This is a genomic window from Cupriavidus sp. USMAA2-4, from assembly GCF_001854305.1.
Lineage (GTDB): Bacteria > Pseudomonadota > Gammaproteobacteria > Burkholderiales > Burkholderiaceae > Cupriavidus > Cupriavidus malaysiensis.
Genome location: NZ_CP017749.1, coordinates 3315441 through 3335376, shown reverse-complemented (window position 1 = coordinate 3335376; position 19936 = coordinate 3315441). Strand labels below are relative to the sequence as shown.

Annotated in this window: 20 protein-coding genes and 1 pseudogene; 9 read left to right on the top strand and 12 right to left on the bottom strand. The window is 70.6% G+C overall.

Translation table 11 applies throughout. The annotated features are described in order from the left end of the window. Nucleotide 1: 1 nt before the first annotated feature. Genes BKK79_RS34545 through BKK79_RS34520 form a run of 6 tightly spaced genes read left to right on the top strand, consistent with a single transcriptional unit; the run spans nucleotide 2 to nucleotide 5434 of the window. Nucleotides 2–1135, top strand: coding sequence for a carbon-phosphorus lyase complex subunit PhnI (locus tag BKK79_RS34545; RefSeq protein WP_071040085.1), 1134 nt, complete (start codon nucleotides 2–4; stop codon nucleotides 1133–1135). Further along, entirely contained in the window at nucleotides 1132–2067 is a 936-nt protein-coding gene (locus tag BKK79_RS34540; protein ID WP_071040084.1) for an alpha-D-ribose 1-methylphosphonate 5-phosphate C-P-lyase PhnJ, read from the top strand. Before BKK79_RS34545 ends, BKK79_RS34540 begins: the two co-directional genes overlap by 4 nt. Further along, entirely contained in the window at nucleotides 2064–2843 is a 780-nt protein-coding gene (gene phnK, locus BKK79_RS34535; protein WP_071019557.1) for a phosphonate C-P lyase system protein PhnK, read from the top strand. Before BKK79_RS34540 ends, phnK begins: the two co-directional genes overlap by 4 nt. A gap of 2 nt (nucleotides 2844–2845) precedes the next feature. Beyond that, the gene (phnL, locus tag BKK79_RS34530; RefSeq protein WP_232346390.1) at nucleotides 2846–3640 is read left to right on the top strand and encodes a phosphonate C-P lyase system protein PhnL; all 795 of its coding nucleotides are present in this window, start codon (nucleotides 2846–2848) and stop codon (nucleotides 3638–3640) included. A 34-nt stretch (nucleotides 3641–3674) separates the two neighbouring features. Further along, entirely contained in the window at nucleotides 3675–4874 is a 1200-nt protein-coding gene (locus BKK79_RS34525; RefSeq protein WP_071040083.1) for an alpha-D-ribose 1-methylphosphonate 5-triphosphate diphosphatase, read from the top strand. Continuing rightward, a complete protein-coding gene (locus BKK79_RS34520) occupies nucleotides 4871–5434 on the top strand; it encodes an MOSC domain-containing protein (protein ID WP_071040082.1) in 564 nt (187 codons plus the stop codon). Before BKK79_RS34525 ends, BKK79_RS34520 begins: the two co-directional genes overlap by 4 nt. 67 nt (nucleotides 5435–5501) lie before the next feature. Here the strand turns inward: BKK79_RS34520 and BKK79_RS34515 are convergent, their stop codons facing one another. Together BKK79_RS34515 and BKK79_RS34510 are read right to left on the bottom strand one after the other, a co-directional pair. Beyond that, nucleotides 5502–5771 (bottom strand): hypothetical protein, encoded by a 270-nt coding sequence (locus BKK79_RS34515; protein WP_071019567.1) that lies wholly within the window; start codon nucleotides 5769–5771, stop codon nucleotides 5502–5504. 306 nt (nucleotides 5772–6077) lie between these two features. Then, nucleotides 6078–6326, bottom strand: a complete 249-nt coding sequence (locus BKK79_RS34510; RefSeq protein ID WP_071019570.1) for a hypothetical protein — start codon at nucleotides 6324–6326, stop codon at nucleotides 6078–6080. A gap of 228 nt (nucleotides 6327–6554) precedes the next feature. Here BKK79_RS34510 and BKK79_RS34505 point away from each other — a divergent pair, with 228 nt between their 5' ends. Further along, nucleotides 6555–7685, top strand: a complete 1131-nt coding sequence (locus BKK79_RS34505; RefSeq protein ID WP_071040081.1) for an AGE family epimerase/isomerase — start codon at nucleotides 6555–6557, stop codon at nucleotides 7683–7685. A gap of 11 nt (nucleotides 7686–7696) precedes the next feature. Here BKK79_RS34505 and BKK79_RS34500 read toward each other — a convergent pair whose 3' ends face one another. Both BKK79_RS34500 and BKK79_RS34495 read right to left on the bottom strand, forming a co-directional pair. Further along, on the bottom strand, nucleotides 7697–8413 hold the full coding sequence (locus BKK79_RS34500) for a Crp/Fnr family transcriptional regulator (RefSeq protein WP_071019574.1): 717 nt from the start codon (nucleotides 8411–8413) through the stop codon (nucleotides 7697–7699). A 293-nt stretch (nucleotides 8414–8706) separates the two neighbouring features. Next, nucleotides 8707–9567 carry a LysR family transcriptional regulator gene (locus tag BKK79_RS34495; protein WP_071040080.1) on the bottom strand — a complete coding sequence of 287 codons (861 nt, stop codon included), beginning with the start codon at nucleotides 9565–9567 and terminating at the stop codon, nucleotides 8707–8709. A gap of 76 nt (nucleotides 9568–9643) precedes the next feature. Between BKK79_RS34495 and mdtD the strand changes: the two genes are divergently transcribed. After that, nucleotides 9644–11122, top strand: coding sequence for a multidrug transporter subunit MdtD (gene mdtD, locus BKK79_RS34490; protein WP_442873263.1), 1479 nt, complete (start codon nucleotides 9644–9646; stop codon nucleotides 11120–11122). Between the two features lie 77 nt (nucleotides 11123–11199). Here the strand turns inward: mdtD and BKK79_RS34485 are convergent, their stop codons facing one another. The 8 genes and pseudogenes from BKK79_RS34485 to BKK79_RS34450 form a co-directional block, all read right to left on the bottom strand. Further along, on the bottom strand, nucleotides 11200–11568 hold the full coding sequence (locus tag BKK79_RS34485; RefSeq protein ID WP_071019581.1) for a hypothetical protein: 369 nt from the start codon (nucleotides 11566–11568) through the stop codon (nucleotides 11200–11202). 90 nt (nucleotides 11569–11658) lie between these two features. Further along, nucleotides 11659–12351: an alpha/beta hydrolase gene (locus BKK79_RS34480; RefSeq protein ID WP_071019583.1), complete on the bottom strand. Its 693-nt coding sequence runs from the start codon at nucleotides 12349–12351 to the stop codon at nucleotides 11659–11661. A 130-nt stretch (nucleotides 12352–12481) separates the two neighbouring features. Beyond that, a complete protein-coding gene (locus BKK79_RS34475; protein ID WP_071019586.1) occupies nucleotides 12482–12775 on the bottom strand; it encodes a hypothetical protein in 294 nt (97 codons plus the stop codon). A gap of 339 nt (nucleotides 12776–13114) precedes the next feature. Then, nucleotides 13115–14035 carry an alpha/beta hydrolase gene (locus BKK79_RS34470; protein ID WP_071019589.1) on the bottom strand — a complete coding sequence of 307 codons (921 nt, stop codon included), beginning with the start codon at nucleotides 14033–14035 and terminating at the stop codon, nucleotides 13115–13117. Between the two features lie 105 nt (nucleotides 14036–14140). After that, on the bottom strand, nucleotides 14141–14893 hold the full coding sequence (locus BKK79_RS34465) for an alpha/beta fold hydrolase (RefSeq protein ID WP_071019592.1): 753 nt from the start codon (nucleotides 14891–14893) through the stop codon (nucleotides 14141–14143). Next, a complete protein-coding gene (locus BKK79_RS34460; protein ID WP_071019594.1) occupies nucleotides 14890–15924 on the bottom strand; it encodes a M14 family zinc carboxypeptidase in 1035 nt (344 codons plus the stop codon). The genes BKK79_RS34465 and BKK79_RS34460 overlap by 4 nt, the downstream gene beginning before the upstream one ends. 163 nt (nucleotides 15925–16087) lie before the next feature. After that, the gene (locus tag BKK79_RS34455; RefSeq protein ID WP_071019597.1) at nucleotides 16088–16792 is read right to left on the bottom strand and encodes an HAD family hydrolase; all 705 of its coding nucleotides are present in this window, start codon (nucleotides 16790–16792) and stop codon (nucleotides 16088–16090) included. A 595-nt stretch (nucleotides 16793–17387) separates the two neighbouring features. Further along, a pseudogene (locus tag BKK79_RS34450) lies at nucleotides 17388–18146 on the bottom strand (IS481 family transposase); the annotation flags it as partial. Nucleotides 18147–19011: 865 nt separating this feature from the next. Between BKK79_RS34450 and BKK79_RS34445 the strand changes: the two are divergent. Further along, on the top strand, nucleotides 19012–19932 hold the full coding sequence (locus BKK79_RS34445; protein ID WP_071019599.1) for an alpha/beta fold hydrolase: 921 nt from the start codon (nucleotides 19012–19014) through the stop codon (nucleotides 19930–19932). Nucleotides 19933–19936 lie beyond the last annotated feature (4 nt).

Here is a 19936-nt window from a genome sequence, read left to right as displayed (position 1 = left end):
GATGTATGTGGCCGTCAAGGGAGGCGAGCGCGCCATCCTGAATTCCTATCGCTTGCTGGACGAGTACCGGCGCGGCGATCCCGCCGTGCCGGAACTGAGCCTGGCGCAGATCCGCGAGCAGATGCCACTGGCGGTGTCGCGCGTGATGGCCGAGGGCTCGCTGCACGATCCTCACCTGGCCGCGCTGGCCATCAAGCAGGCGGCCGGCGACCTGATCGAGGCCATCTTCCTGCTGCGCGCCTACCGCACCACGTTGCCGCGTTTCGGCTACACGGTGCCGCTCGATACCGGCACCATGCAGTTGCGCCGCCGCATCTCGTCCACCTACAAGGACGTGCCGGGCGGCCAGGTGCTGGGCCCGACCTATGACTACACGCAGCGCCTGCTTGACTTCAGCCTGGAAGCCGAGCGCGTCGCCGATCCGCTGCCGCCCGCCGAGGTGCCGCTGGCGGCCGCCATGCCGCGCGTGACCGAGCTGCTGGAGCGCGAAGCGCTGATCGAGCCGGACCTGCCGGCCGCCGGCGATCCCGCGCCGCGCGACCTGACGCGCGAGCCGCTGACGTTGCCGGCCGAGCGCGCCACGCGCCTGCAGAACCTGGCGCGCGCCGACGAGGGCTTCCTGCTGTCGATGGGTTACTCGACCCAGCGCGGCTACGGCAATTCGCACCCGTTCGCGGCCGAGATCCGCTACGGCAGCGCCGAAGTGGAGCTGTTCGTGGAAGAGCTGGGCTTTGCCGTCACCGTCGGCGAGATCGAGCTGACCGAGTGCCAGATGGTCAGCCAGTTCAGCGGCAATGCCGAGGCCGGCCCGCGTTTCACGCGCGGCTACGGCCTGGTGTTCGGCTATGGGGAGCGCAAGGCGATGTCGATGGCCCTGGCCGACCGCGCGATGCGCGCCGAAGAGCTGGGCGAAGCCGCCGACGCGCCCGCCAACGATGTCGAGTTCATGCTGTACCACAGCGACAATGTCGAAGCCTCGGGCTTCACGCAGCATTTGAAGCTGCCGCACTACGTGGACTTCCAGGCCAACCTGGAGCTGCTGCGCCGCCTGCGCGCCGAGCGCGAGGCCGCCGCGCCGGCGCCGGCCGCCGCCGCGCCGCAGCCTGCCGCAACGCAAGAGGAGACGCTGGCATGAACGCTGCCATCCCGACCCAGGCCGCCGCCGCGCCGGCGCCGACCGACAACAGCGCCGCGCGCGACGCCCACTACAACTTCGGCTATCTCGACGAATCGACCAAGCGCATGCTGCGCCGGGCGCTGCTCAAGGCCGTGGCCATTCCCGGCTACCAGGTGCCGTTCGGCGGGCGCGAGATGCCGCTGCCCTACGGCTGGGGCACCGGCGGCATCCAGGTCACGGCCGCCATCATCGGCAGCCAGGACGTGCTCAAGGTGATCGACCAGGGCTCGGACGACACCACCAACGCCATCAACATCCGCCGCTTCTTCGCGCGCGTGACCGGGGTGCGCACCACCGAGCGCACCGCCCAGGCCAGCATCGTGCAGACGCGCCACCGCATCCCCGAGACGCCGCTGGCCGAAGGCCAGATCATGGTGTTCCAGGTGCCGATCCCGGAGCCGCTGCGCTGGCTGGAGCCGAGCGAGCGCGAGACGCGCACCATGCACGCGCTGTCCGAGTACGGCGCCATGCACGTCAAGCTCTACGAGGACATCGCGCATCACGGCCATATCGCCACCACCTACGACTATCCGGTGACGGTCAACGGGCGCTACATGATGCGGCCCTCGCCGATCCCGAAGTTCGACAATCCCAAGCTCGACCGCAGCCCCGCGCTGATGCTGTTCGGCGCCGGGCGCGAGAAACGCGTCTACGCCGTGCCGCCCTATACCAGCGTCAAGAGCCTGGATTTCGACGACCATCCCTTCACCGTCGAGAAGTGGTCGACCTGCTGCGCGCAGTGCGGCGCCTCCGACAGCTACCTGGACGAGATCATCATGGATGACAGCGGCACCCGCCTGTTCGTCTGCTCCGATACGGAATACTGCGCCGGACGCCAGCAGGCGCAGGCCGGCATGCAGGGCATGCATGGCGGGGAGGGCGCGGCATGAGCGCGGACCGTCCTCTGCTGTCGGTGCGGGACGTGACCCGCACCTGGGATGGCGTGCATGGCTGCCACCACGTGAGCTTCGACCTCTATCCCGGCGAAGTGCTGTGCGTGGTCGGCGAGTCCGGCTCGGGCAAGAGCACGCTGCTGCAGGCGGTGTCGATGCAGGCGCCGCCGCAGTCGGGCAGCCTGCACTACGATGTGCGCGAACAGGGCATGACCGACCTGGCCACGCTGTCGAGCGCGCGGCTGCGCCTGCTGGCGCGCACCGACTGGGGCTTCGTGCGCCAGCACGCGCGCGACGGCCTGCGCATGCAGGTCAGCGCCGGCGCCAACATCGCCGAGCGGCTGATGGCGGTGGGCGAGCGCCACTACGGCGACCTGCGCGCCGCGGCGGGTGCCTGGCTGGAGAAGATGGAGATCGACCTCGGCCGCCTCGACGACGCGCCGGCTTCCTTCTCCGGCGGCATGCAGCAGCGGCTGCAGATCGCCCGCAACCTGGTCACGCATCCGCGCCTGGTCTTCATGGACGAGCCGACCGCCTCGCTCGACGTGTCGGTGCAGGCACGCCTGCTGGACCTGCTGCGCCGCCTGGTCGGCGACCTCGGCCTGGCCGCCATCATCGTCACCCACGACCTCGCCGTGGCGCGCCTGCTGGCGCACCGCACGCTGGTGATGCAGGGTGGCCGCGTGGTCGAGAGCGGCCTGACCGACCAGGTCCTCGACGATCCGCAGCATCCCTACACCCAATTGCTGGTCTCCTCCATCCTGCAGGTCTGAACATGAACGACGAAGTACGGAGTCCCCTGGCCGGGGCCGGGCGCATGACCGAACGCATGATCGAGGTGCGCGGGCTCGGCAAGCTGTTCACGCTGCACAACCAGGGCGGCGTGCGGCTGCCGGTGCTGCACGCGGTCGATTTTGACGCCGCGCGTGGCGAGTGCGTGGTGCTTGCCGGTCCCTCGGGCACCGGCAAGAGCACGCTGCTGCGCTGCCTCTATGGCAACTACCTGGCCACCGAGGGCAGCATCCGCCTGCGCGACCCGGCCGGCGCCGGCGAGGCCTGGGTGGAGCTGAGCAGCGCGCCCGAGCAGCGCATCCTGCAGTTGCGCCGCGACGTAGTGGGCTATGTCAGCCAGTTCCTGCGCGCCATTCCGCGCGTCTCGGCGCTGGATGTGGTGGCCGAGCCGGCGCTCGCGCGCGGCGTGCCGCAGGAGGCCGCGCGCGAGCGCGCGGCGGCACTGCTGGCGCGGCTGAACCTGCCGGGCCGCCTGTGGAGCCTGCCGCCGGCCACTTTCTCCGGCGGCGAGCAGCAGCGCGTCAATATCGCGCGCGGCTTCATCGGCGGCCACCCGATCCTGCTGCTGGACGAGCCCACCGCCTCGCTCGACGCCGACAACCGCGCGGTGGTGGTGGAACTGATGCGCGAGACGCTGGCCGAGGGGCGCTGCCTGGTCGGCATCTTCCACGACGAGGCGGTGCGCGACGCCGTCGCCACACGGTTGCTGCCGCTGCGCCCGGCGACGGGCGAAACGATGGTGCCCGCCGCCGCCGCCGCCGCCGCCCGGCCCGCCTGAGCGGCCGCCCGGCCCTTTGCCCATGGAACCGAACATGCCACCGATCTACCTGACGCATGCCCATCTGATGCTGCCGGACCAGGAACTGGCCGACAGCGCCCTGTTGATCGAAGACGGCCGTATCGCCGCCATCGAGCCCGCACCATCCGCCGTGCCGCGCGGCGCGCAGGTGGTCGACCTGCACGGCCAGTACCTGCTGCCCGGCCTGGTCGACCTGCACTGCGACGCCATCGAGAAGGAGGCCGAGCCGCGCGCCAACGTGCTGTTCCCGCTCGATTTCGCCGTGGCGCAGGTGGATCGGCGCAATGCCGCCGCGGGCATCACCACACCCTTCCATGCGTTGTCCTTCTCCAGCCACGAGGCCGGCGTGCGCAACAACCAGACGGCCTCCGACATCGTGCGCAGGGTGGCCGCCTTCCGCGCGCACAGCCTGGTCGACAACCGCGTGCACTGCCGCTACGAGGTGACCGACGCGGCCGCGGTGCCGGCGCTGGAGCAGTTGATGGACGAGGGCGTGGTCGACCTGATCTCGGTGATGGACCACTCGCCCGGCCAGGGCCAGTTCAAGACGGTGGAAGCCTACCTGGCCTACCTGATGGGCAACCACGGCATGAGCCGCGAAGCGGCCGGCGAGGTCGCCGAGCGCAAGCTGAAGGAGCGCGAGGGTGTGGCCGGGCGCGTCGAGCGCCTGCTGGCGCGCGCGGGCCGGCTGGGCATCCCGGCCGCCAGCCACGACGACGATTCGCCGCAGCGCATCGAGGCCATGCTGGCGCTGGGCGTGCGCATGAGCGAGTTCCCCATCAACCTGGAGACGGCGCGTACCGCGTGCGAGCGGGCGCTGCCGACCATCCTGGGGGCGCCCAATGTACTGCGCGGCAAGAGCCAGAGCGGCTCGATGCGCGCCATCGACGCCATCCGCGCCGGCGTGGCCAGCATCCTGTGTTCGGACTACCAGCCGTCGACGCTGGTGCCTTCGGCCTTTGCCGCCGCGCAACAGGCCGGGCAGCCACTGTGGCGCGCGCTCGCCATGGTGACCGCCAATCCGGCGTGCGCCTGCGGCCTTGGAGACCGCGGTGGCCTGATTCCAGGCCTGCGCGCCGACCTGGTCGCGGTGGCGACGGTGGCGGGCCAGCCGCTGGTGACGCATACGTGGTCGGCCGGCCGGCTGGTGTTCGCGGCCGGCTATGCGGCGGCGGCGCCGGTGCGGCCGCAGGTGGCGCTGGAGGCTGCGTGAGGGCGGCCGGCGCCGGGCCGGATGCCCGGGTGGCCGCGGTGGCGCGCAGCGCCGTGCACGGCTTCAGCAAGGAGGTGGTGCAGGAAATCCGCCTGCTGGCCGGTCTCGGCGTGGAGGGGGACGCGCACGCCGGCGTCACCGTGCAGCATCGTTCGCGCGTGGCGGTCGATCCCAGCCAGCCCAACCTGCGCCAGGTCCACCTGATCGCGGACGAACTGCTGGCGCAGTGGTCGGCCCAGGGCTTCGGCCTCGGGCACGGGGCGCTGGGGGAGAACGTCGCCACGGCGGGGCTCGACCTGCTGGCGCTGCCGGTCGGCACGCGCCTGCGGCTTGGCGCCGAGGCCGTGCTGGAGCTGACCGGCCTGCGCAATCCCTGTGCGCAGATCGAAGCGTTCCGGCCCGGCCTGCTCAAGGAGGTACTCGGCCGCGACGCGGACGGCAGGCTGGTGCGCCGGGCAGGGGTGATGGCGGTGGTGCTGGCGGGCGGCGCGGTGCGCGCGGGCGATGCCATCGAAGTCATGCTGCCGGAGCTGCCGCACCGGCCGCTGGAGCGGGTTTGAGACGGCGCCGAGACAGGCGGGAAGGGTGACGGGAAAGCTGGCTGGAGGTGGGCTCGGTGCCGTGGGCTCAGTGCGGCAGGCTGCCGGGGCGGGGGCCGTTGAGCTCCCACTCCTGGGCGATGTCCGGAAAGACGTCGCATTCGCCGCGCACGATGACCTCGATGGTGGCGCACACGCCGGCGGTGCCGCGCGGGCCGACGCAGACCAGGCTGCGCGGGCGCGGGCTGTGCTGGGGAATGGCGTAGACGTGCATGCCCTCCCGGTACAGGGGGTGCCTGCTCAGGCGCTCGTTGAGCATCTCGACGAAGCGCTGGGGACTGACAACGGGCTTGGCCATGGCGCGCTCCCACGTTTGCCAGCCGTCCGGGGCGACGCGGCCTGCGCCGGCACGGGGCCGGCGGTGGGTCGGAACGGCGGAATTCCCACACGGGACCATGCGGGAAGGTGGGGCAGCGCACAGACATGCGTCCGCCCCTGAGGCTTACAGCCTAGCGCATCCATGGCGCGGTGCAAGAACAATACGCACGGGCTGCCGAACCGGCCACTTGGGGCGGTTGCCGGGCGCAGCGTGCGCCAAGCGGCGACTGAGCGGCGACTGAGCGGCGGCTAAGCGGGTCGCTGCGCAGCCCCCCGGGCGCGCGTTTCAGTGGGCACGTGATTCGCCGGCCAGGCGGATGCCGTCCAGCAGCCGGTTGCCGGCCGCCCAGCAGGCCGCCTCGGCTTCCGCATGCGAGGGATAGGCGGCGGGCGATTCGATGGTGGAGTCGCAGTCGGCGGCGCAGCCTCGCTCTTCCACGACGATGCGCCAGCAGTAGGAGCCGGGGTGGTCTTCGACGACGTGGAGCACCAGCGTGCGGTGCCGGTCGGTCAGGGTCAGGGGGTGGTGGGTCATGGCAGCCTCCCGCGCGGGAACGCCTGGTGGAACAGACGGTGTGAGTGTCTTCCATCCTTCAATGTAGACGGCGGCGGCGCGGGGCGAAAGGCGACGGCGGGCCGCGGCCTGCGTCCGGTGCCTCCGGGGGGCTCAGGGCGCGCGGGGCTCCAGCGGACTTCCGCCGGCGCGCCATTTCCAGTATCTTGCCGGCTTGCGCCCTCCCGCACCCTGTCCATCACACGCCGCATGCCTGCCTCATCCACCGTCCCGCCCCGACTCGCTGCCCGCGTCGACGCCCTGGTCCGCCACTACAAGGGCACCATCCTGCCGCTGTGGCGCGGCGCCGGCTGGAACCCCACCCTGCGCCTGCCTTACGAGGCGCTCGACGGCGGCAGCGGCGCGCCGCTGCCGCCGGTGCGCTACCGTGCCATGGCCTGCGCGCGCCAACTCTATGTGTTCGCCCACGCGGGCCTGCCCGGAAGCGCCGACGCGGAACACGCGGCGGCCTTGTTCGCCTCGCTGGAGGCCTGCTTCGGCGACGGCGAGGGCAGCTGGATCTACAGCGTCGACGCGGCCGCCGAGCCGCTGGACCGGGCGCGCGACCTCTATACCTACGCCTTTGCCGTGTTCGCCTGCGCCGAGTACCACAAGCGCAGCGGCAGCGAGGCGGCACTGCGGCTGATGGCGCGCACCACGGCGCTGATCGAGGCACGCTTCGCCGACGGCGCCGGCTTGTACCGTTCCGCGCTCGATGCCGGCTATGGGGACAGCGGCGCGCCGGTGCTGCAGAACCCCATCATGCACCTGACCGAGGCCTACCTGGCCGCCTATGGCATTGCCGGCGACGCCTGGTACGGCCAGCGCCTGCGCGAGATCGGCGAGGCCGTGCTGGCGCGCTTCGTCGATCCGGGCAACGGCTGCGTGGCCGAGCTGCCGCAGGGCGAGCCCGGCAACCGCATCGAGCCGGGGCACCAGTTCGAGTGGTTTGCGCTGGTGGCGATGGCGCCGGCCGTGTTCGGCGGATCGGCGCTGGAGGCCTCGCTGCGACGCGCCTTCGCCTTCGCGCAACGCTTCGGCGTGGATGCCGCCACCCAGGGCGTCGGCGCGGCGCTGGCGGCGGATGGCAGCGTGACGGACGCCACCCAGCGCATCTGGGCGCAGACGGAGTTCGCCCGCGCGCTGGCGCTGGAGGGCAGCACGGCCTCGCTGGCCACGCTGGCGGAGTGGGCCGGGTGCTTCGAGGCGCGGTTCCTGCACGCCGGCGGCTGGCATGAAGTGCTCGGGCCGGCCGGCGAGGTGCTGCGCACCGACATGCCGTCGACCACGCCCTATCACCTGTTCGGCGCCTACCGAGCCTTGCCCTCGGCAGGACTGTGAGGCGGCCTGCCTCAGGCCGTCGTGCTCAGCAGCCGGTCGAACTCGTGCTTGACGATGCGGTACGACTCGCCTGAATAGCCCTCCAGGCCGGCGCGGTCGATCACCGTGATATGGCCGCGGCTGTGCTCGATCAGGTGCAGCTGCACCAGCCGCCCGACCGCCTCGGTGACGCCTTCGCGGCGCACGCCCAGCATGTCGGCGATGGTCTGCTGGGTCACGTCGAGCTCGTTGCCGGCGGCGCGGTCCAGTGCCAGCAGCAGCCAGCGGCACAGCTGCTCGGTGAGGGAGTGGTGGCGCACGCTGACCACGGTCTGCGCCACCTGCGTCAGCAGGGCCTGCATGTAAAGCAGGGTCATGCGCTGCAGGGTGGGCAGCATGGGCCACTGGGCACGCAGGTCGCCGGCGGCGATGCGCAGCGCCACGCCGCTCTTGCGTACCTCGGTACGGTTGGGCATGGTCTCGCCGCCGGTCAGCGCGGGCAGGCCGGCCAGGCCTTCGTGCCCGATCGAGGCCAGCTCCACGGTGCTGCCGGATTCCTGCAGCGAGAGCATGGAGATCATGGCGCTGATCGGGAAATAGACGTGGCGGATGCGTTGCCCCGAATCGCTGAGCAGCTGGCCGGCGCGCAGGTTGACCGGCTCCAGGTAGGGCCGCAGGGCGGTACGTTCGCGCTCCGGCAGGCGCTTCAGCAGTTGATTGCCGGACAGGTCGACGATGGTTTCCAACATGCGCTTCTCCCCGTTTCCCCTGAAGACCAAGGCGGACGCCATCGGCAGCGGACGCCACCAAGCGGACGCCACCGACAGCGGCTGCCCGTCTGTGCGGGTCGCCACGTAGCGGGCGGCCTTGTATAGGTCCATTAAGCGATATGTGTGGGCACGGGGACAGTGGCCGGAGGTTGGAGGCGGCGCGGTAAATCGGGTGACATGCTTTTGGATGACCTCAACCGTTTGGACGGGGGAGGGACCGGCAGGCCGGCGCGGCCGGTGCCGTTGCCGGCACGGGCGGAGGGCGGCCGGCCTCAGTCGTCCAGCCGCGAACCGCGCAGGTCGCTCTTCTGCAGCAGGCGCAGCAGCGTCTCGGCGGGGCGGCTGAGGCGCCGCGCCGCCAGCGAGATGAACTCGACCTGGGGCAGCGCCGGCAGGCTGTCGGCATTGACCGGCGGCACCAGGCCGCGCCCGGCCAGGTCGCGCGCGCGCACCGTCAGGCCCAGGCCGCCGCGTGCGGCGGCCACGCAGCCGGAATGGCTGCTGCTGCTGCACACGATGCGCCACTGTACGCCCGCCTTGGCGAGGGTGTCGAGCACGACGGCGCGGGTGACGCTCGGTTCATTCACCAGGATCAGCGGCAGCGGGCGGCTCAGGTCGGCCACCGTGCCCGGCACCGCCAGCCATTCCAGCGCGCCGTGGAACAGCGGCACGCCGCGGCGCTCGCCGTCGCGGCGCTTGCCGATCATCAGGTCGAGCGTGCCGGCATCCATCAGTTCGTACAGCTTGCCCGTCATGCCGATGGTGATCTCCAGCTCCACGTCCGGGTGCGAGTTGCGGAAGGCCGCCAGCACCTTGGGCAGGGGGCCCTGGGCGAGATCGTCGGAGGTGCCCAGGCGCACGCGCCCCTGCAGGCGCGGCGCGCTGAACTGCGATTCGGCGCGCGCCAGCGCCTGCAGGATCAGCCGTGCGTGGACCAGCAGGGCCTCGCCGTCGGGCGTCATGGCCAGCGAATGGGTGTCGCGCACGAACAGCCGGCGACCGACGTTTTCCTCCAGGCGGCGGATGTGTTCGCTGACGGAGGACTGCGACAGGCCGAGCTGGCGGCCGGCGTCGGTAAAGCTGCGGGCCGCGGCCACGGTGGCGAAGGTTTGGATCCAGACCGGATTGAGCATGCGCCATTGTCATCGGTAAATCCGATGGCAGTCAATGACGCCAGCGGGGTTCACGATCGGTGCGCGGCTGATTAACATGCCAGCAGTCCCGGCGTGCCACGGCGTGCGGCATGCGGCACTACCGAGAAGGACAATGACCCAGGATTCCCCCCGCATGCCGATGTTGTGGATCGTCGCCGCCGGCTTCTTCATGCAGACGCTCGACACCACCATCGTCAACACCGCGCTGCCCTCGATGGCGCGCAGCCTCGACGAGACCCCGCTGGCGCTGCAACCGGTGGTGGTTGCCTACACACTGACCATGGCCATGCTGACGCCTGCCTCGGGCTGGCTGGCCGACCGCTTCGGCACCCGCCGCGTCTACTTCGCCGCGATTCTCATCTTCGTGCTGGGCTCGCTCTTCTGCGCCGGCGCCCACACGCTGCCGCAACTGGTGGCGGCCCGCGTCGTGCAGGGCCTGGGCGGCTCGATGCTGCTGCCGATCGGGCGCCTGGCCATCCTGCGCAATGTCTCCAGCGAGCAGTACATCGCCGCGCTGGCCTTCGTCTCGGTGGCGGGCCAGGTGGGCCCGATCTTCGGGCCGATGCTGGGCGGGTGGCTGGTGCAGAGCGTGTCGTGGCACTGGATCTTCCTCATCAACGTGCCGATCGGCGTGCTGGGGCTGGCGGCCGTGCTGCGCTACCTGCCGGCCGACCGCGGCCTGCAGGCGCCGCCCTTCGACTGGCTGGGCTGCGGGCTGCTGTCGCTGTGCATGGTGGCCTTCTCGCTCGCGCTGGACGCACCGGGCGGCGGTGGCGGCGCGGCCCACGCGTTGTGGAGCGGCGCGCTGTTCGCCACCAGCCTGCTGTCGGCGTTGCTCTATATCCCCCATGCGCGCCGCAGCCGCGCGCCGCTGTTCCGCCTGGCGCTGTTCCGCGAGCCGAACTTCAGCGTTGGCCTGGCCGGCAACCTGGTGTGCCGCATCGGCTCGGGCGCGGTGCCGTTCCTGCTGCCGCTGCTGCTGCAGCTTCAGCTCGGTTACTCGCCGCTGCACTCCGGCATGATGCTGCTGCCGGCGGCGCTGGCCGGCGCCCTCGCCAAGCGCTGGATCGTGCCGCTGGTCAACCGCTACGGCTATGGCACCTTCCTGCTGGTGAACACCGTGCTGGTGGGCGCGTCGATCGCCTCCTTCGCGGCGATCGCGCCGGGCTGGCCGATGGCGCTCGCGGCGGCGCAGCTGGCGCTGTTCGGCGCCACCAACTCGATGCAGTTCGCGGCCATGAACAGCGTTACGCTGAAGGGCCTGAGCCGGGAAGACGCCGGCAGCGGCAATTCCCTCTTCTCGATGGTGCAGATGCTGGCGATCGGACTGGGTGTGACCATCGGCGGCGGGCTGGTGAGCTTGTTCACCACTCACGCCGGCATGGGCGGCGGTGCCTACCGGCTGGCCTTCCTCACCGTGGGGCTGATCACACTGGCCTCGGCCGCGGTGTTCCGGCGCCTCGACATGGCCGAGCTGGAGAAGGGCCGCGGGGGCCGCGGGGGCCGCGGCGCCGTGCGCACCACAGGCCGCTGAGCCTGCACTGCGGCGCGCGCAGGCGCCGCTGCGCCGCTGCGCCGCTTGCCGTGCGCCGCCGTTGCCTTACCGTTGCCTTACTCTTCCACGCCGCGCTCGCGCAGCAGGCGCGCGCACTCGTCGAGCAGGTCGTGGGCAAAGGCCGACTGGTAGTTGGGGTCGAGCGCTTCCATCATCTCGTGCGAGGCATAGAGCCCAGCCTCGCGCGACAGCGTGCCGGCGAGCTGGCGCGCGAACTCGTCGCTCAGCTCGGACAGCAGGCGGCGCTCAGCCAGCGCGAGCTGCAGCTTGGAGCGCGACAGCCATTGCGCGGCCAGCGTCGCGCCCTGGGCCTCGGTCAGCCAGGTGCGGTGCTCGTAGTAGGCGGACAGCCGCTCGGCGGTCAGCGCGAACAGCAGGGCCTTGCGGGTATTGAAATCGAGTCGGACGATCGGGGCGGGCTTCATGCCGTGCACGGGGTGGCGGAATTCAGGAAGGACGCGAGACTACCATATGGCCGGCTCGATCGGGCTCGATCGGGCTCGCTCAGGTCCCGCTCAGGGCTCGCCGGCCGGCGCCGCGGCCAGCCGTGCACGCAGCCAGGCGCCGATGTCCCGCAGCTCTTCCAGGCACACCGAATGCGGCATCGGGTAGGTATGCCAGGCCACCTGGCAGCCGCGCTCGCGCAGCGCGTCGCGTGCCTGCTCGCCCAGCGCCGGCGCCACGATGTCGTCCTCGCTGCCATGCGCGGCGAAGATCGGCGTGGCCAGGTTGTCCGCCCGCATGCCGGCGTCCACCAGGGCCGGTGCCGGCAGGTAGGTGGACAGCGCGATGATGCCGGCGAGCGGCTCCGGATGCGTCAGGCCGGCCGTATAGGCGATCGCGCCGCCTTGCGAGAAGCCTGCCAGCACGATGCGCGCACAGGGCACGCCGCGCGCGTTCTCCCTGGCGATCAGCGCACGCACCGCCTCGCAGGAGGCGGCAATGCCGTCTTCATCGGCATGGCGGCGCGCGTTGTCCAGGGTGTAGATGTCATACCAGGCAGGCATCACGTAACCGCCGTTGCACGTGACCGGCATGGCGGGCGCATGCGGAAAGACGAAGCGCACGCCTGGCGCCGCGGGCAGGCCGAGCTCCGGCACCACCGGCACGAAGTCGCTGCCGTCGGCGCCGAGGCCGTGCAGCCAGATGACGGTGAACGCCGGCGCGGGCGCGGTCTCGAGTTCGATGGCGGGCAGCAGTTCGTTCATGGCCTGTTCCTGGGGAGTGCCCGCGCCAGGCCACAACGCGCGGCCGGCCGGCCGCGCGAGTATCGCACAGCCGGCGATGGCCGGTATGGCGGGCGCCGGCCCGCTACGCCGCCGGGGCGCGTCCGCCCCGTCAGGCGGCCGAGGGCACGATGGGCACCGTGGTCAGGCCGGGGGCCAGGCGCGCGCCCGGCGCGGTTTCGGCGGCGGGGCGAGCGGCGGCGCGGCGCTTGTCGACCACGCCCTCGACACCGGTGGCCGCCACGTCCTCGAGGAAGGCGATGACATCGCGGTAATAGTCGACCTGCATCTGTGCTTCCAGCAGTCGTCGTTCAGCCTGGAACAGCGTCAGCCTCATGTTCTCCAGTTCCCGCGCGGCGATCTTTTCCGGGGTGGGCTGACTGAACAGGTTCGCGAACAAACGCATGGCAGTACCTCCAGGGCTGTCAACAGCGGCGATTCGATGTTCTGGCCATGGGAGCACTATAGACAAGAATGCCGGGCGCCACTGTGACACGCGGCAGCGTCGCAACTCATCCACATGGCCGGTTGCCGGATGCGCGCGGCAGGAGTAGATTGACCGGTCACCGCTGGTGTGGGCGCACCGCAGCGCGCCGGCGCCGCCCGGGCGCGGGGCCGGGCTCGGCTCCGGGAACGTGCGCCTGCCTTCCCCTCTTTTTTCTTCTTGCTTTTCCTCTTGCCTCGGCCGCGACGGCCGCGACGGCCGTCTTTGCGCCGTTCAGCGGCTTTCCCGCGCGCTATCCCGCTATCCGTGCCGCGCTGGCGTGCCGGCCGGCGGACGAGCGTCGTGCGCCGGAGGCGCGACGGCCAGGGCGCCGCTGCGCAGCGAGGCCGCGATCGGCGACCAGAAGATGGCGGCCTCGTCGGCCTCGATGGCGGCGTTGTGTACCAGTCCGTCCAGGGCCAGCAGCCGGTGCGGGCCGGTGGCGGCGCGCGCCAGCCGTTCCGCCTGCGCGAAGGGAATCACTTCGTCGCTGCGGCTGTGGACCAGCAACAGCGGCAGGCCCAGCTCGTGCACGCGCGCTTCGTTGTCCCAGGGATTCGGCAGCAGCGGTGCCAGCCAGGGTGGCACGATGCCGGTCGCCACGGCCGCGGCGCGCGCCGAACTGAAGCCGGCGGCGATCACCACGCCGGCCGGCGCCGGCCGCAGCGTGTCGATCAGGCCGAGCAGCACTCCCGTGCCGAGCGAGTAGCCCAGCACGTAGCGGCGCGGCGCCTCGGCGGTTGCCGCCAGGAAGCGCTGGTAGGCCTGGCGCCCGTCCTCTTCCAGATGGCGTACGGTGGGGTGACCGCTGCTGGCGCCATAGCCGCTGTAGTCGAACACGAAGCTGCTGATGCCCGCGCGGTAGAGCAGGGCCTGGGCGCGGGCCCAGTCGGACAGGCTCTCGTCGTCACCGTGGTACACCAGCAGCGCCGGCGCATCGCGCTCGGCGGCGCGCACGAAAGATGCATGCAAGGTGCGGTCGCCGCTGTCGAAGGTGGACTGTTGCGACGGTACGCCGAAGTCTTCCGGGGTCAGCGGGCCGAGGCGGGACGGCTGGAAGGCGCCGTGCTCGACCGCGAGATAGAGGGCCTCGCGGCCCAGCGCCACCAGCAGCGCGGCGCAGGCGGCGCCGGCGAGCCAGCGTGCCAGCGGGAAGGGTTTGCGTGAGCTCGGGCGGGTCATCGGCCGCTCCGGTCGGGACGGGCAGGGGATCGGGTCAGGACTTGCATGGCAGGAGTGTAGCCGCATCGGCGGGGCGCGGCATCCCCGGGGCGGGCTCCGCGGGGCTCAGCGTGCAACAGCTTCGCGCAGGGTACGGTCCAGCCAGTCGGGATCGTCGTGCGGCAGGTCGTGGCCGGCCCAGGGATGGCAGCGCAGCTCCGCCCGCCAGGCGCCGGCCAGTCGCTCGGAGCAGCGCGGGCTGACCAATCCATCGCCGGCCGATGACAGCAGCAGCACCGGGCAGGCGGGCGCGCCCGGGCGGGCGCGGAATCGGGCCGCGGCGAACAGCTGGCGCAGTGCCGCGGCGCGGCTGACCGGCGCGCTGGCACCGATCTCGCTCCAGGCGCTCAGGTCGGCGTCGAGCGTATCCGTGCGCCGGCAGGTCAGCGCGTGGATCAGGCGTTCGCGTTCGGCGTGGCGCGGCCAGCGCGCGGCGAGCGCCAGCAGCGCGGGCCAGGCGCGCGGGCGCAGCCGCTGGTCGACGCGGCAATAGGGCCGCATGCTGGTGTTGATCAGGACCAGCGCGGCCACCTCGCCGGGATGCTGCTGCGCCCAGTCGAGCGCCACCATGCCGCCCAGCGACATGGCGAGCAGGCGGTAGGGCGGCCGCAGCCCCGCTGCGCACGCCTGCGCGCGCACGAAGTCGCGCATGGCGCCGACCGTGAGCGGTGCCGGCACCCGCGCATGGCGGCCGCAGCCGGGCAGGTCGACCAGCACGGCCGGCCCAAGGCCCTGCGCGGCCATGCGTGCCGGCAGTTCGGCCCAGTGCCGCCCTTCGCGCGAGAGGCCGCGCAGCAGCAGCCAGGGAGCGCCGCTCACCGGCGCTCCCCGCCGAGCCAGTGGGCGGCCGCGGCCTGGCGCAGGCGCTCGCGTTGCTCGTCGTGCGGCAGCCAGCGCTGCGGCGCCACCGCCAGGCGGCCGAGGAAATCGAACAGGCTGACGTGGCGCCGCAGCACGCGCGCGGTGCGGTGGGCCATGATGGGGTTGAAGATACCCTGGCGCGAGAAGAGCTGGCGCGGGTTCTTCTTGATCCAGAGCCAGGAGCCGAGTTCGAGCGTCATCGGCAGGAACAGGTTGGGCGCCCGCGCACGGTCGTAGGCGTAGTCCCACAGGTCGCCGTGCAGCAGGTACTGCTGGCTCTGCGGCTCGAAGGCGTAGCCGTGGTGCGGGTGGGCCTGCTCGAACAAGGTCTTGAGCAGGAACATCTCGGCCAGGTGAGGCATGGGCCGGGTGGTGCGCGCATAGGGAAACCAGATGCTGTCGCGCCAGCCGTAGCCGGAGTGGCAGTCCACGGCGAAGCTGAGCGGGCGCGGCAGCAGTTCCTCCTCGACCACGCGCAGCATGGCGGCGCTTTCGCTCTCCATCGGCGCGCCGGCGCGGCCGCGGTACCACGGCAGCCAGGCGCCGTAGCGCTGGCCGCCGGCAAGGAAGGGCACCGCGCCCTCGGCGTCCTGCGGCGCATTGCGCATCAGGTCCACGCCGGCGGGGTTGGCGCGTGTGCCGGCCCACATGCCACCCGGATTGACGATCGGCATGAAGACCAGCCGCACGGATTCGAGCTGGCGCCGCAGCAGCTCATCCCATTCGAGCCGGCCCAGCAGCGCGCGCATATAGTCGAGCACCAGCAGCGTGCCGATCCGCTCCAGGCCGTGGATGCCGCCGAAGATGCCGATCGCCGGCGCCTGCGGCGCCTCGCTGCCGAGGCAGGCCACGTAGACGGCAAAGCGGTGGCCCTGCGTGCTGACCTCGCAGGCCACGCGCGCCCGCAGCACGCCGACGCCTGCCGCCAGGATGTCCTGGAGCTGTTCATACTCGGCAAAGCTGGCGCTGCGCGGGTCGGGCGATGCCATGCGCGTTCGGTCTCCGGGGTCGCTTCTTCCGCCTCGTTCCACCGTATCCCGAGGCGGCGGCGGCAGTGATGATGGCGACGCTTTGTGAATCCGGCATGACATGGCCGCGACGGCGGGGGAAGTCCGGCCTGCCGGTGCCCGCGTGCCGCCGCCTCGGGCCGCCTCAGGCCGCCGATAGCGCGGCGCCGGCCGGGGCATCGGTGGATAGCGCCAGCACCGGCCAGCCGCGCGCGCGCGCCAGCGCCAGCAGCGAGGCGTCGGGGTTGACCGCGACCGGGTCGCTCACCTGCTCCAGCAGCGGGATGTCGTTGCGCGAATCACTGTAGAAGAATATGCGATCGAAGGCCTCGCGGCGCAGGTTCTGCGCCTGCAGCCACTGTGCCACGCGCACGACCTTGCCGGCGCCGAAGCTGGGCTCGCCTTCCAGTTCGCCGGTGAACTCACCGCTCCCATCGACCACGGCCTCCACCGCGATCAGATGCCGCACGCCCAACCGCACCGCGATCGGTTCGGCGACGAAACGGCAGGTAGCCGTGACGATGCAGCACAGCGCTCCGTCGTGCCGGTGATGCGCCAGCAGCGCCGCGGCATCCGGCAGCAAAGCCGGTTCGATGACCTCGCGCATGAAGTCGGCGCGCCATTGCTCCAGCCGGAGGCGGGGGTGGCGCGCCAGCAGGCCGAGGGCAAAGCGCGCGTGGGCACGCGCGTCGAGCGTGCCGGCCTGGTAGGCCTCCAGCCAGCGCGCGTTGTAGTCATCCGCCTCGGCCGCGTCGAGGGCGCCGACGCGCACCAGGTAGCGTGTCCACTCGTACTCGCTGTCCAGCGGCAGCAAGGTGTGGTCGAGGTCGAACAGGGCGAGGCTGGTCATGCTTGGGGGCTCCTGGGGGGAAAGCCGCAAGCATGTGGCAGCGGGGTGACTGGTGCGTGATGTTTTTCGTAAGTTTTTTGATGCTGGTATTGGATGGGACTTGGTGCTTGTCTTCGGGCGATGCTGGTCTGCGAGACAACGGCCTGTTTCGACTCCAGTGACTTGAGGCTTTGGCGCTTTGACTTGGGCGATGTCGCGCTGCGAGGCAACGACCTGTTTCGACTCCCCCTGCGGGGGAGCCGACCTACTTTCTTGGTCTTGCCCAAGAAAGTAGGCAAAGAAGGCGCGCCGGGTGCGGCTCAACCCCCCCTCGCGTGCTGAGGCAAAGAGCGGCCGGGCCCCAACTCGGATCGCCTTAAGGCGATCCTCAGACAGGGGGCCCTCTAATCCGCTCTTTGCCCCAGCCCGCGAGGCGCCGCACACGGCAGGGAACAGACGCCACGCCTCGCTGCGCTTCGGGCGGGCTGTGTTCGGCCAGCAGCTGGCCGAACACAAAGGCTCAGCAAACCTGGCCGTTATGCAAAAGCGAGCCCGCTCGCAGACCAACGGTTTGGCCTTTCCCTCCCGTGGGCGGCGCCTCGCGAATGGGCGCCGGCCGGTGAAAGCGTTCGTCCTTGCCATTGGTTTGAGGATGGGCCGGACGGCTATGGGTCAGGCGCACGCCCAGCCGGATGAGCCAGCCCCCCAGGCCGGTGAGCTGCCCCGGTTGTGAAGGACTGCCCCACGGCGCCCCATTGTCGGCGTTGATGCGCCAAGGCAGTCCGAAGTGGCGAAAGGCCTGGGCCAGGTGCTCCTGGACCACAGCGGTGTGGGTCTGCGTACAGGCGGCCAGCGTGACGGCGAAGCGGGAATGATCGTCCAGTACTGTCAATGGTGAGCACATCTGGCCATCGTGCGTGCGAAAGCCGCCCTTGAAATCCATTTGCCACAGCTGATTGGGCGCCGCATGTTCAAAGCGTTGCCAGGGCTGGGCCTTGACCGAGGCTTCGGGTGAGATCAGGCCATGCCGATGCAGGATGGACGTCACGGTGCTCGGAGCCGGCACCGGTGTGTGGCCCAGATCCTGAAGCCGCCGGCTGATCTTGCGTCCGCCCCAAGCCGGGTGCTGCAGGCGCAGGGCGACGACCAGTCGCTCCAGTTCCTCCGCCGTTCGGGTCGGACCGGTCGCGGGCCGGCGCGACCGCTCGACCAAGCCAGCCATCTCCTGTTCGGTGTACCGAGCAATCCACTTATAGCCGGTCTGCGGGGAGATGCCGTAGCGTTGGCAAAGCTGGCGGCGATTGCAGCCCTCTTGCTGGGCGAGCAGGACGAATTCGTGGCGCAGGCTCATGGTGTCGCGTGGGCCCCAGGGCATGACGGACTCCGGCAGAAACTCTGCCGTGAAGTGTCAACCATGTCCTCGTACACCTGTCCACCATGTCCCCGGTCTATACATCTCGCCAAAGAAAGTAAGCAAAGAAAGGCGACCCGGGTGCGGCGCCCCCCCCTCGCGAATTAGCCCCGTCCGCCGCGCCCGTCCGAACTCGCGGCCTGCGGCCGCTCAGACAGCGGACGGGCTTCATCGGCGGCCGGGGCCCATTCGCGAGGCGCCGCACACGGGAGGGAAAGGCCAAACCGTTGGTATGCGGCTCGGCTCGTTCTTGCGCAATGGCTTGGTTCGCTGACTCTTTGTGTTCGGCCAGCGAGCTGGCCGAACACCCCCCACCCGAAGCGAAGCGAGGCGTGGCGTCTGTTCCCTGCCGTGTGCGGCGCCTCGCGGGCTGGGGCAAGGAGCGGAAAAGAGGGCCCCCTGTCTGAGGATCGCCTTAAGGCGATCCGAGTTGGGGCCCGGCCGCTCTTTGCCCCAGCACGCGAGGGGGTTTTAAGCCGCACCCGGCGCGCCTTCTTTGCCTACTTTCTTGGCAAGACAAGAAAGTAGGTCGGCTCCCCGCAGGGGAGTCGAAACAGGCTTTTGCCTCGCACACCGACATCGCCCCAACCAAAGCACCAAGTCACGAGAGCCGAAACAGGCCGTTGCCCCGCATACCAACACCGCCCGAAGACAAGCACAGAGTCACGAGAGCCGAAACAGGCCGTTGCCCCGCACACCAACACCGCCCGACATGCACCACGCCCACCCAGCAAGAACCCCTCATCACCAGGTGGTTGCAAAACAAAACCATGCCTTGTAAATTCCATCTGGTTTTATTTTGCAACCAAAAAAGATGGAGGAACGAACGATGACCGATCACGCGACAACATTGGCTGGCACCTTCCCCTATACCCCCCATTTCACCGACAGCCCCGGCTTCCGCATGCACTACGTCGATGAAGGCCCCGCCGACGGCGAAGTCCTGCTCTGCCTGCACGGCGAGCCAACCTGGGGCTACCTGTTCCGCGATCTCATCAAGACGCTGCGCGGGACCTGGCGCGTAGTCGTTCCCGACCATATGGGATTCGGCAAGAGCGAAACGCCCCAAGGCCGCAGTTACTGGCTGCAGGACCACATCGACAATCTCGAACGATTGGTCCTGTCGCTCGACCTCACCGGCATCACGCTCGTGATGCACGACTTCGGCGGTCCTGTCGGAATGGGGCTGGCAGCCCGCCATCCGGACCGGATCCGCCGCGTCATCAGCGCCAACGGTCCGACTCCCTTCGGGCAGGCGACCCTGCCGCAGCGAGTCATGGCGAATGCCGCCGAGTCACCGTGGTTCCGGTGGATCGCCAAGGCCGAAGCGGACGGCAGCCTGGAAACCGTGCTGGGCCAGCTCGGCTTCAATATCCTGAGCACGCTGAAACTGAACGGCTTCGAACACAACGCCATCATCAGCGATGCCTGGCTGGCGGCCTATGCCGCGCCATTCGCCACGCCGGCCGACTGCCTGGGCGCCATCGGCTGGGCCAAGGGATTCGCCACCGGTGCTCACCGCTTCGAAACGCCCGATGCGGCGGCGGAGCGGGCGATCCGCGGCAAACCGGCGCTCGCGATCTGGGGGGAGGCGGACCGCACGCTCGGCGCTGAGCATTTCCTGCCCCTGTTCACCGAGATCTTTCCCGCGGCGCCGGTCAAGCGCCTGGCGGGAGTCGGCCACTATTGCCTGGAAGATGCCCCGGCTGCCGTGGCCGGCCTGGTCTCGGCGTTCATGCGCCAGACCTGAGCGG

Excerpts from the sequence above, each read along its gene's own strand:
- BKK79_RS34545 (WP_071040085.1), top strand. The coding sequence starts at position 2 with ATGTATGTGGCCGTCAAGGGAGGCGAGCGCGCCATCCTGAATTCCTAT.
- BKK79_RS34540 (WP_071040084.1), top strand. The coding sequence starts at position 1,132 with ATGAACGCTGCCATCCCGACCCAGGCCGCCGCCGCGCCGGCGCCGACC.
- phnK (WP_071019557.1), top strand. The coding sequence starts at position 2,064 with ATGAGCGCGGACCGTCCTCTGCTGTCGGTGCGGGACGTGACCCGCACC.
- phnL (WP_232346390.1), top strand. The coding sequence starts at position 2,846 with ATGAACGACGAAGTACGGAGTCCCCTGGCCGGGGCCGGGCGCATGACC.
- BKK79_RS34525 (WP_071040083.1), top strand. The coding sequence starts at position 3,675 with ATGCCACCGATCTACCTGACGCATGCCCATCTGATGCTGCCGGACCAG.
- BKK79_RS34515 (WP_071019567.1), bottom strand. The coding sequence starts at position 5,771 with ATGGCCAAGCCCGTTGTCAGTCCCCAGCGCTTCGTCGAGATGCTCAAC.
- BKK79_RS34510 (WP_071019570.1), bottom strand. The coding sequence starts at position 6,326 with ATGACCCACCACCCCCTGACCCTGACCGACCGGCACCGCACGCTGGTG.
- BKK79_RS34505 (WP_071040081.1), top strand. The coding sequence starts at position 6,555 with ATGCCTGCCTCATCCACCGTCCCGCCCCGACTCGCTGCCCGCGTCGAC.
- BKK79_RS34500 (WP_071019574.1), bottom strand. The coding sequence starts at position 8,413 with ATGTTGGAAACCATCGTCGACCTGTCCGGCAATCAACTGCTGAAGCGC.
- BKK79_RS34495 (WP_071040080.1), bottom strand. The coding sequence starts at position 9,567 with ATGCTCAATCCGGTCTGGATCCAAACCTTCGCCACCGTGGCCGCGGCC.
- mdtD (WP_442873263.1), top strand. The coding sequence starts at position 9,644 with ATGCCAGCAGTCCCGGCGTGCCACGGCGTGCGGCATGCGGCACTACCG.
- BKK79_RS34485 (WP_071019581.1), bottom strand. The coding sequence starts at position 11,568 with ATGAAGCCCGCCCCGATCGTCCGACTCGATTTCAATACCCGCAAGGCC.
- BKK79_RS34480 (WP_071019583.1), bottom strand. The coding sequence starts at position 12,351 with ATGAACGAACTGCTGCCCGCCATCGAACTCGAGACCGCGCCCGCGCCG.
- BKK79_RS34475 (WP_071019586.1), bottom strand. The coding sequence starts at position 12,775 with ATGCGTTTGTTCGCGAACCTGTTCAGTCAGCCCACCCCGGAAAAGATC.
- BKK79_RS34470 (WP_071019589.1), bottom strand. The coding sequence starts at position 14,035 with ATGACCCGCCCGAGCTCACGCAAACCCTTCCCGCTGGCACGCTGGCTC.
- BKK79_RS34460 (WP_071019594.1), bottom strand. The coding sequence starts at position 15,924 with ATGGCATCGCCCGACCCGCGCAGCGCCAGCTTTGCCGAGTATGAACAG.
- BKK79_RS34455 (WP_071019597.1), bottom strand. The coding sequence starts at position 16,792 with ATGACCAGCCTCGCCCTGTTCGACCTCGACCACACCTTGCTGCCGCTG.
- BKK79_RS34445 (WP_071019599.1), top strand. The coding sequence starts at position 19,012 with ATGACCGATCACGCGACAACATTGGCTGGCACCTTCCCCTATACCCCC.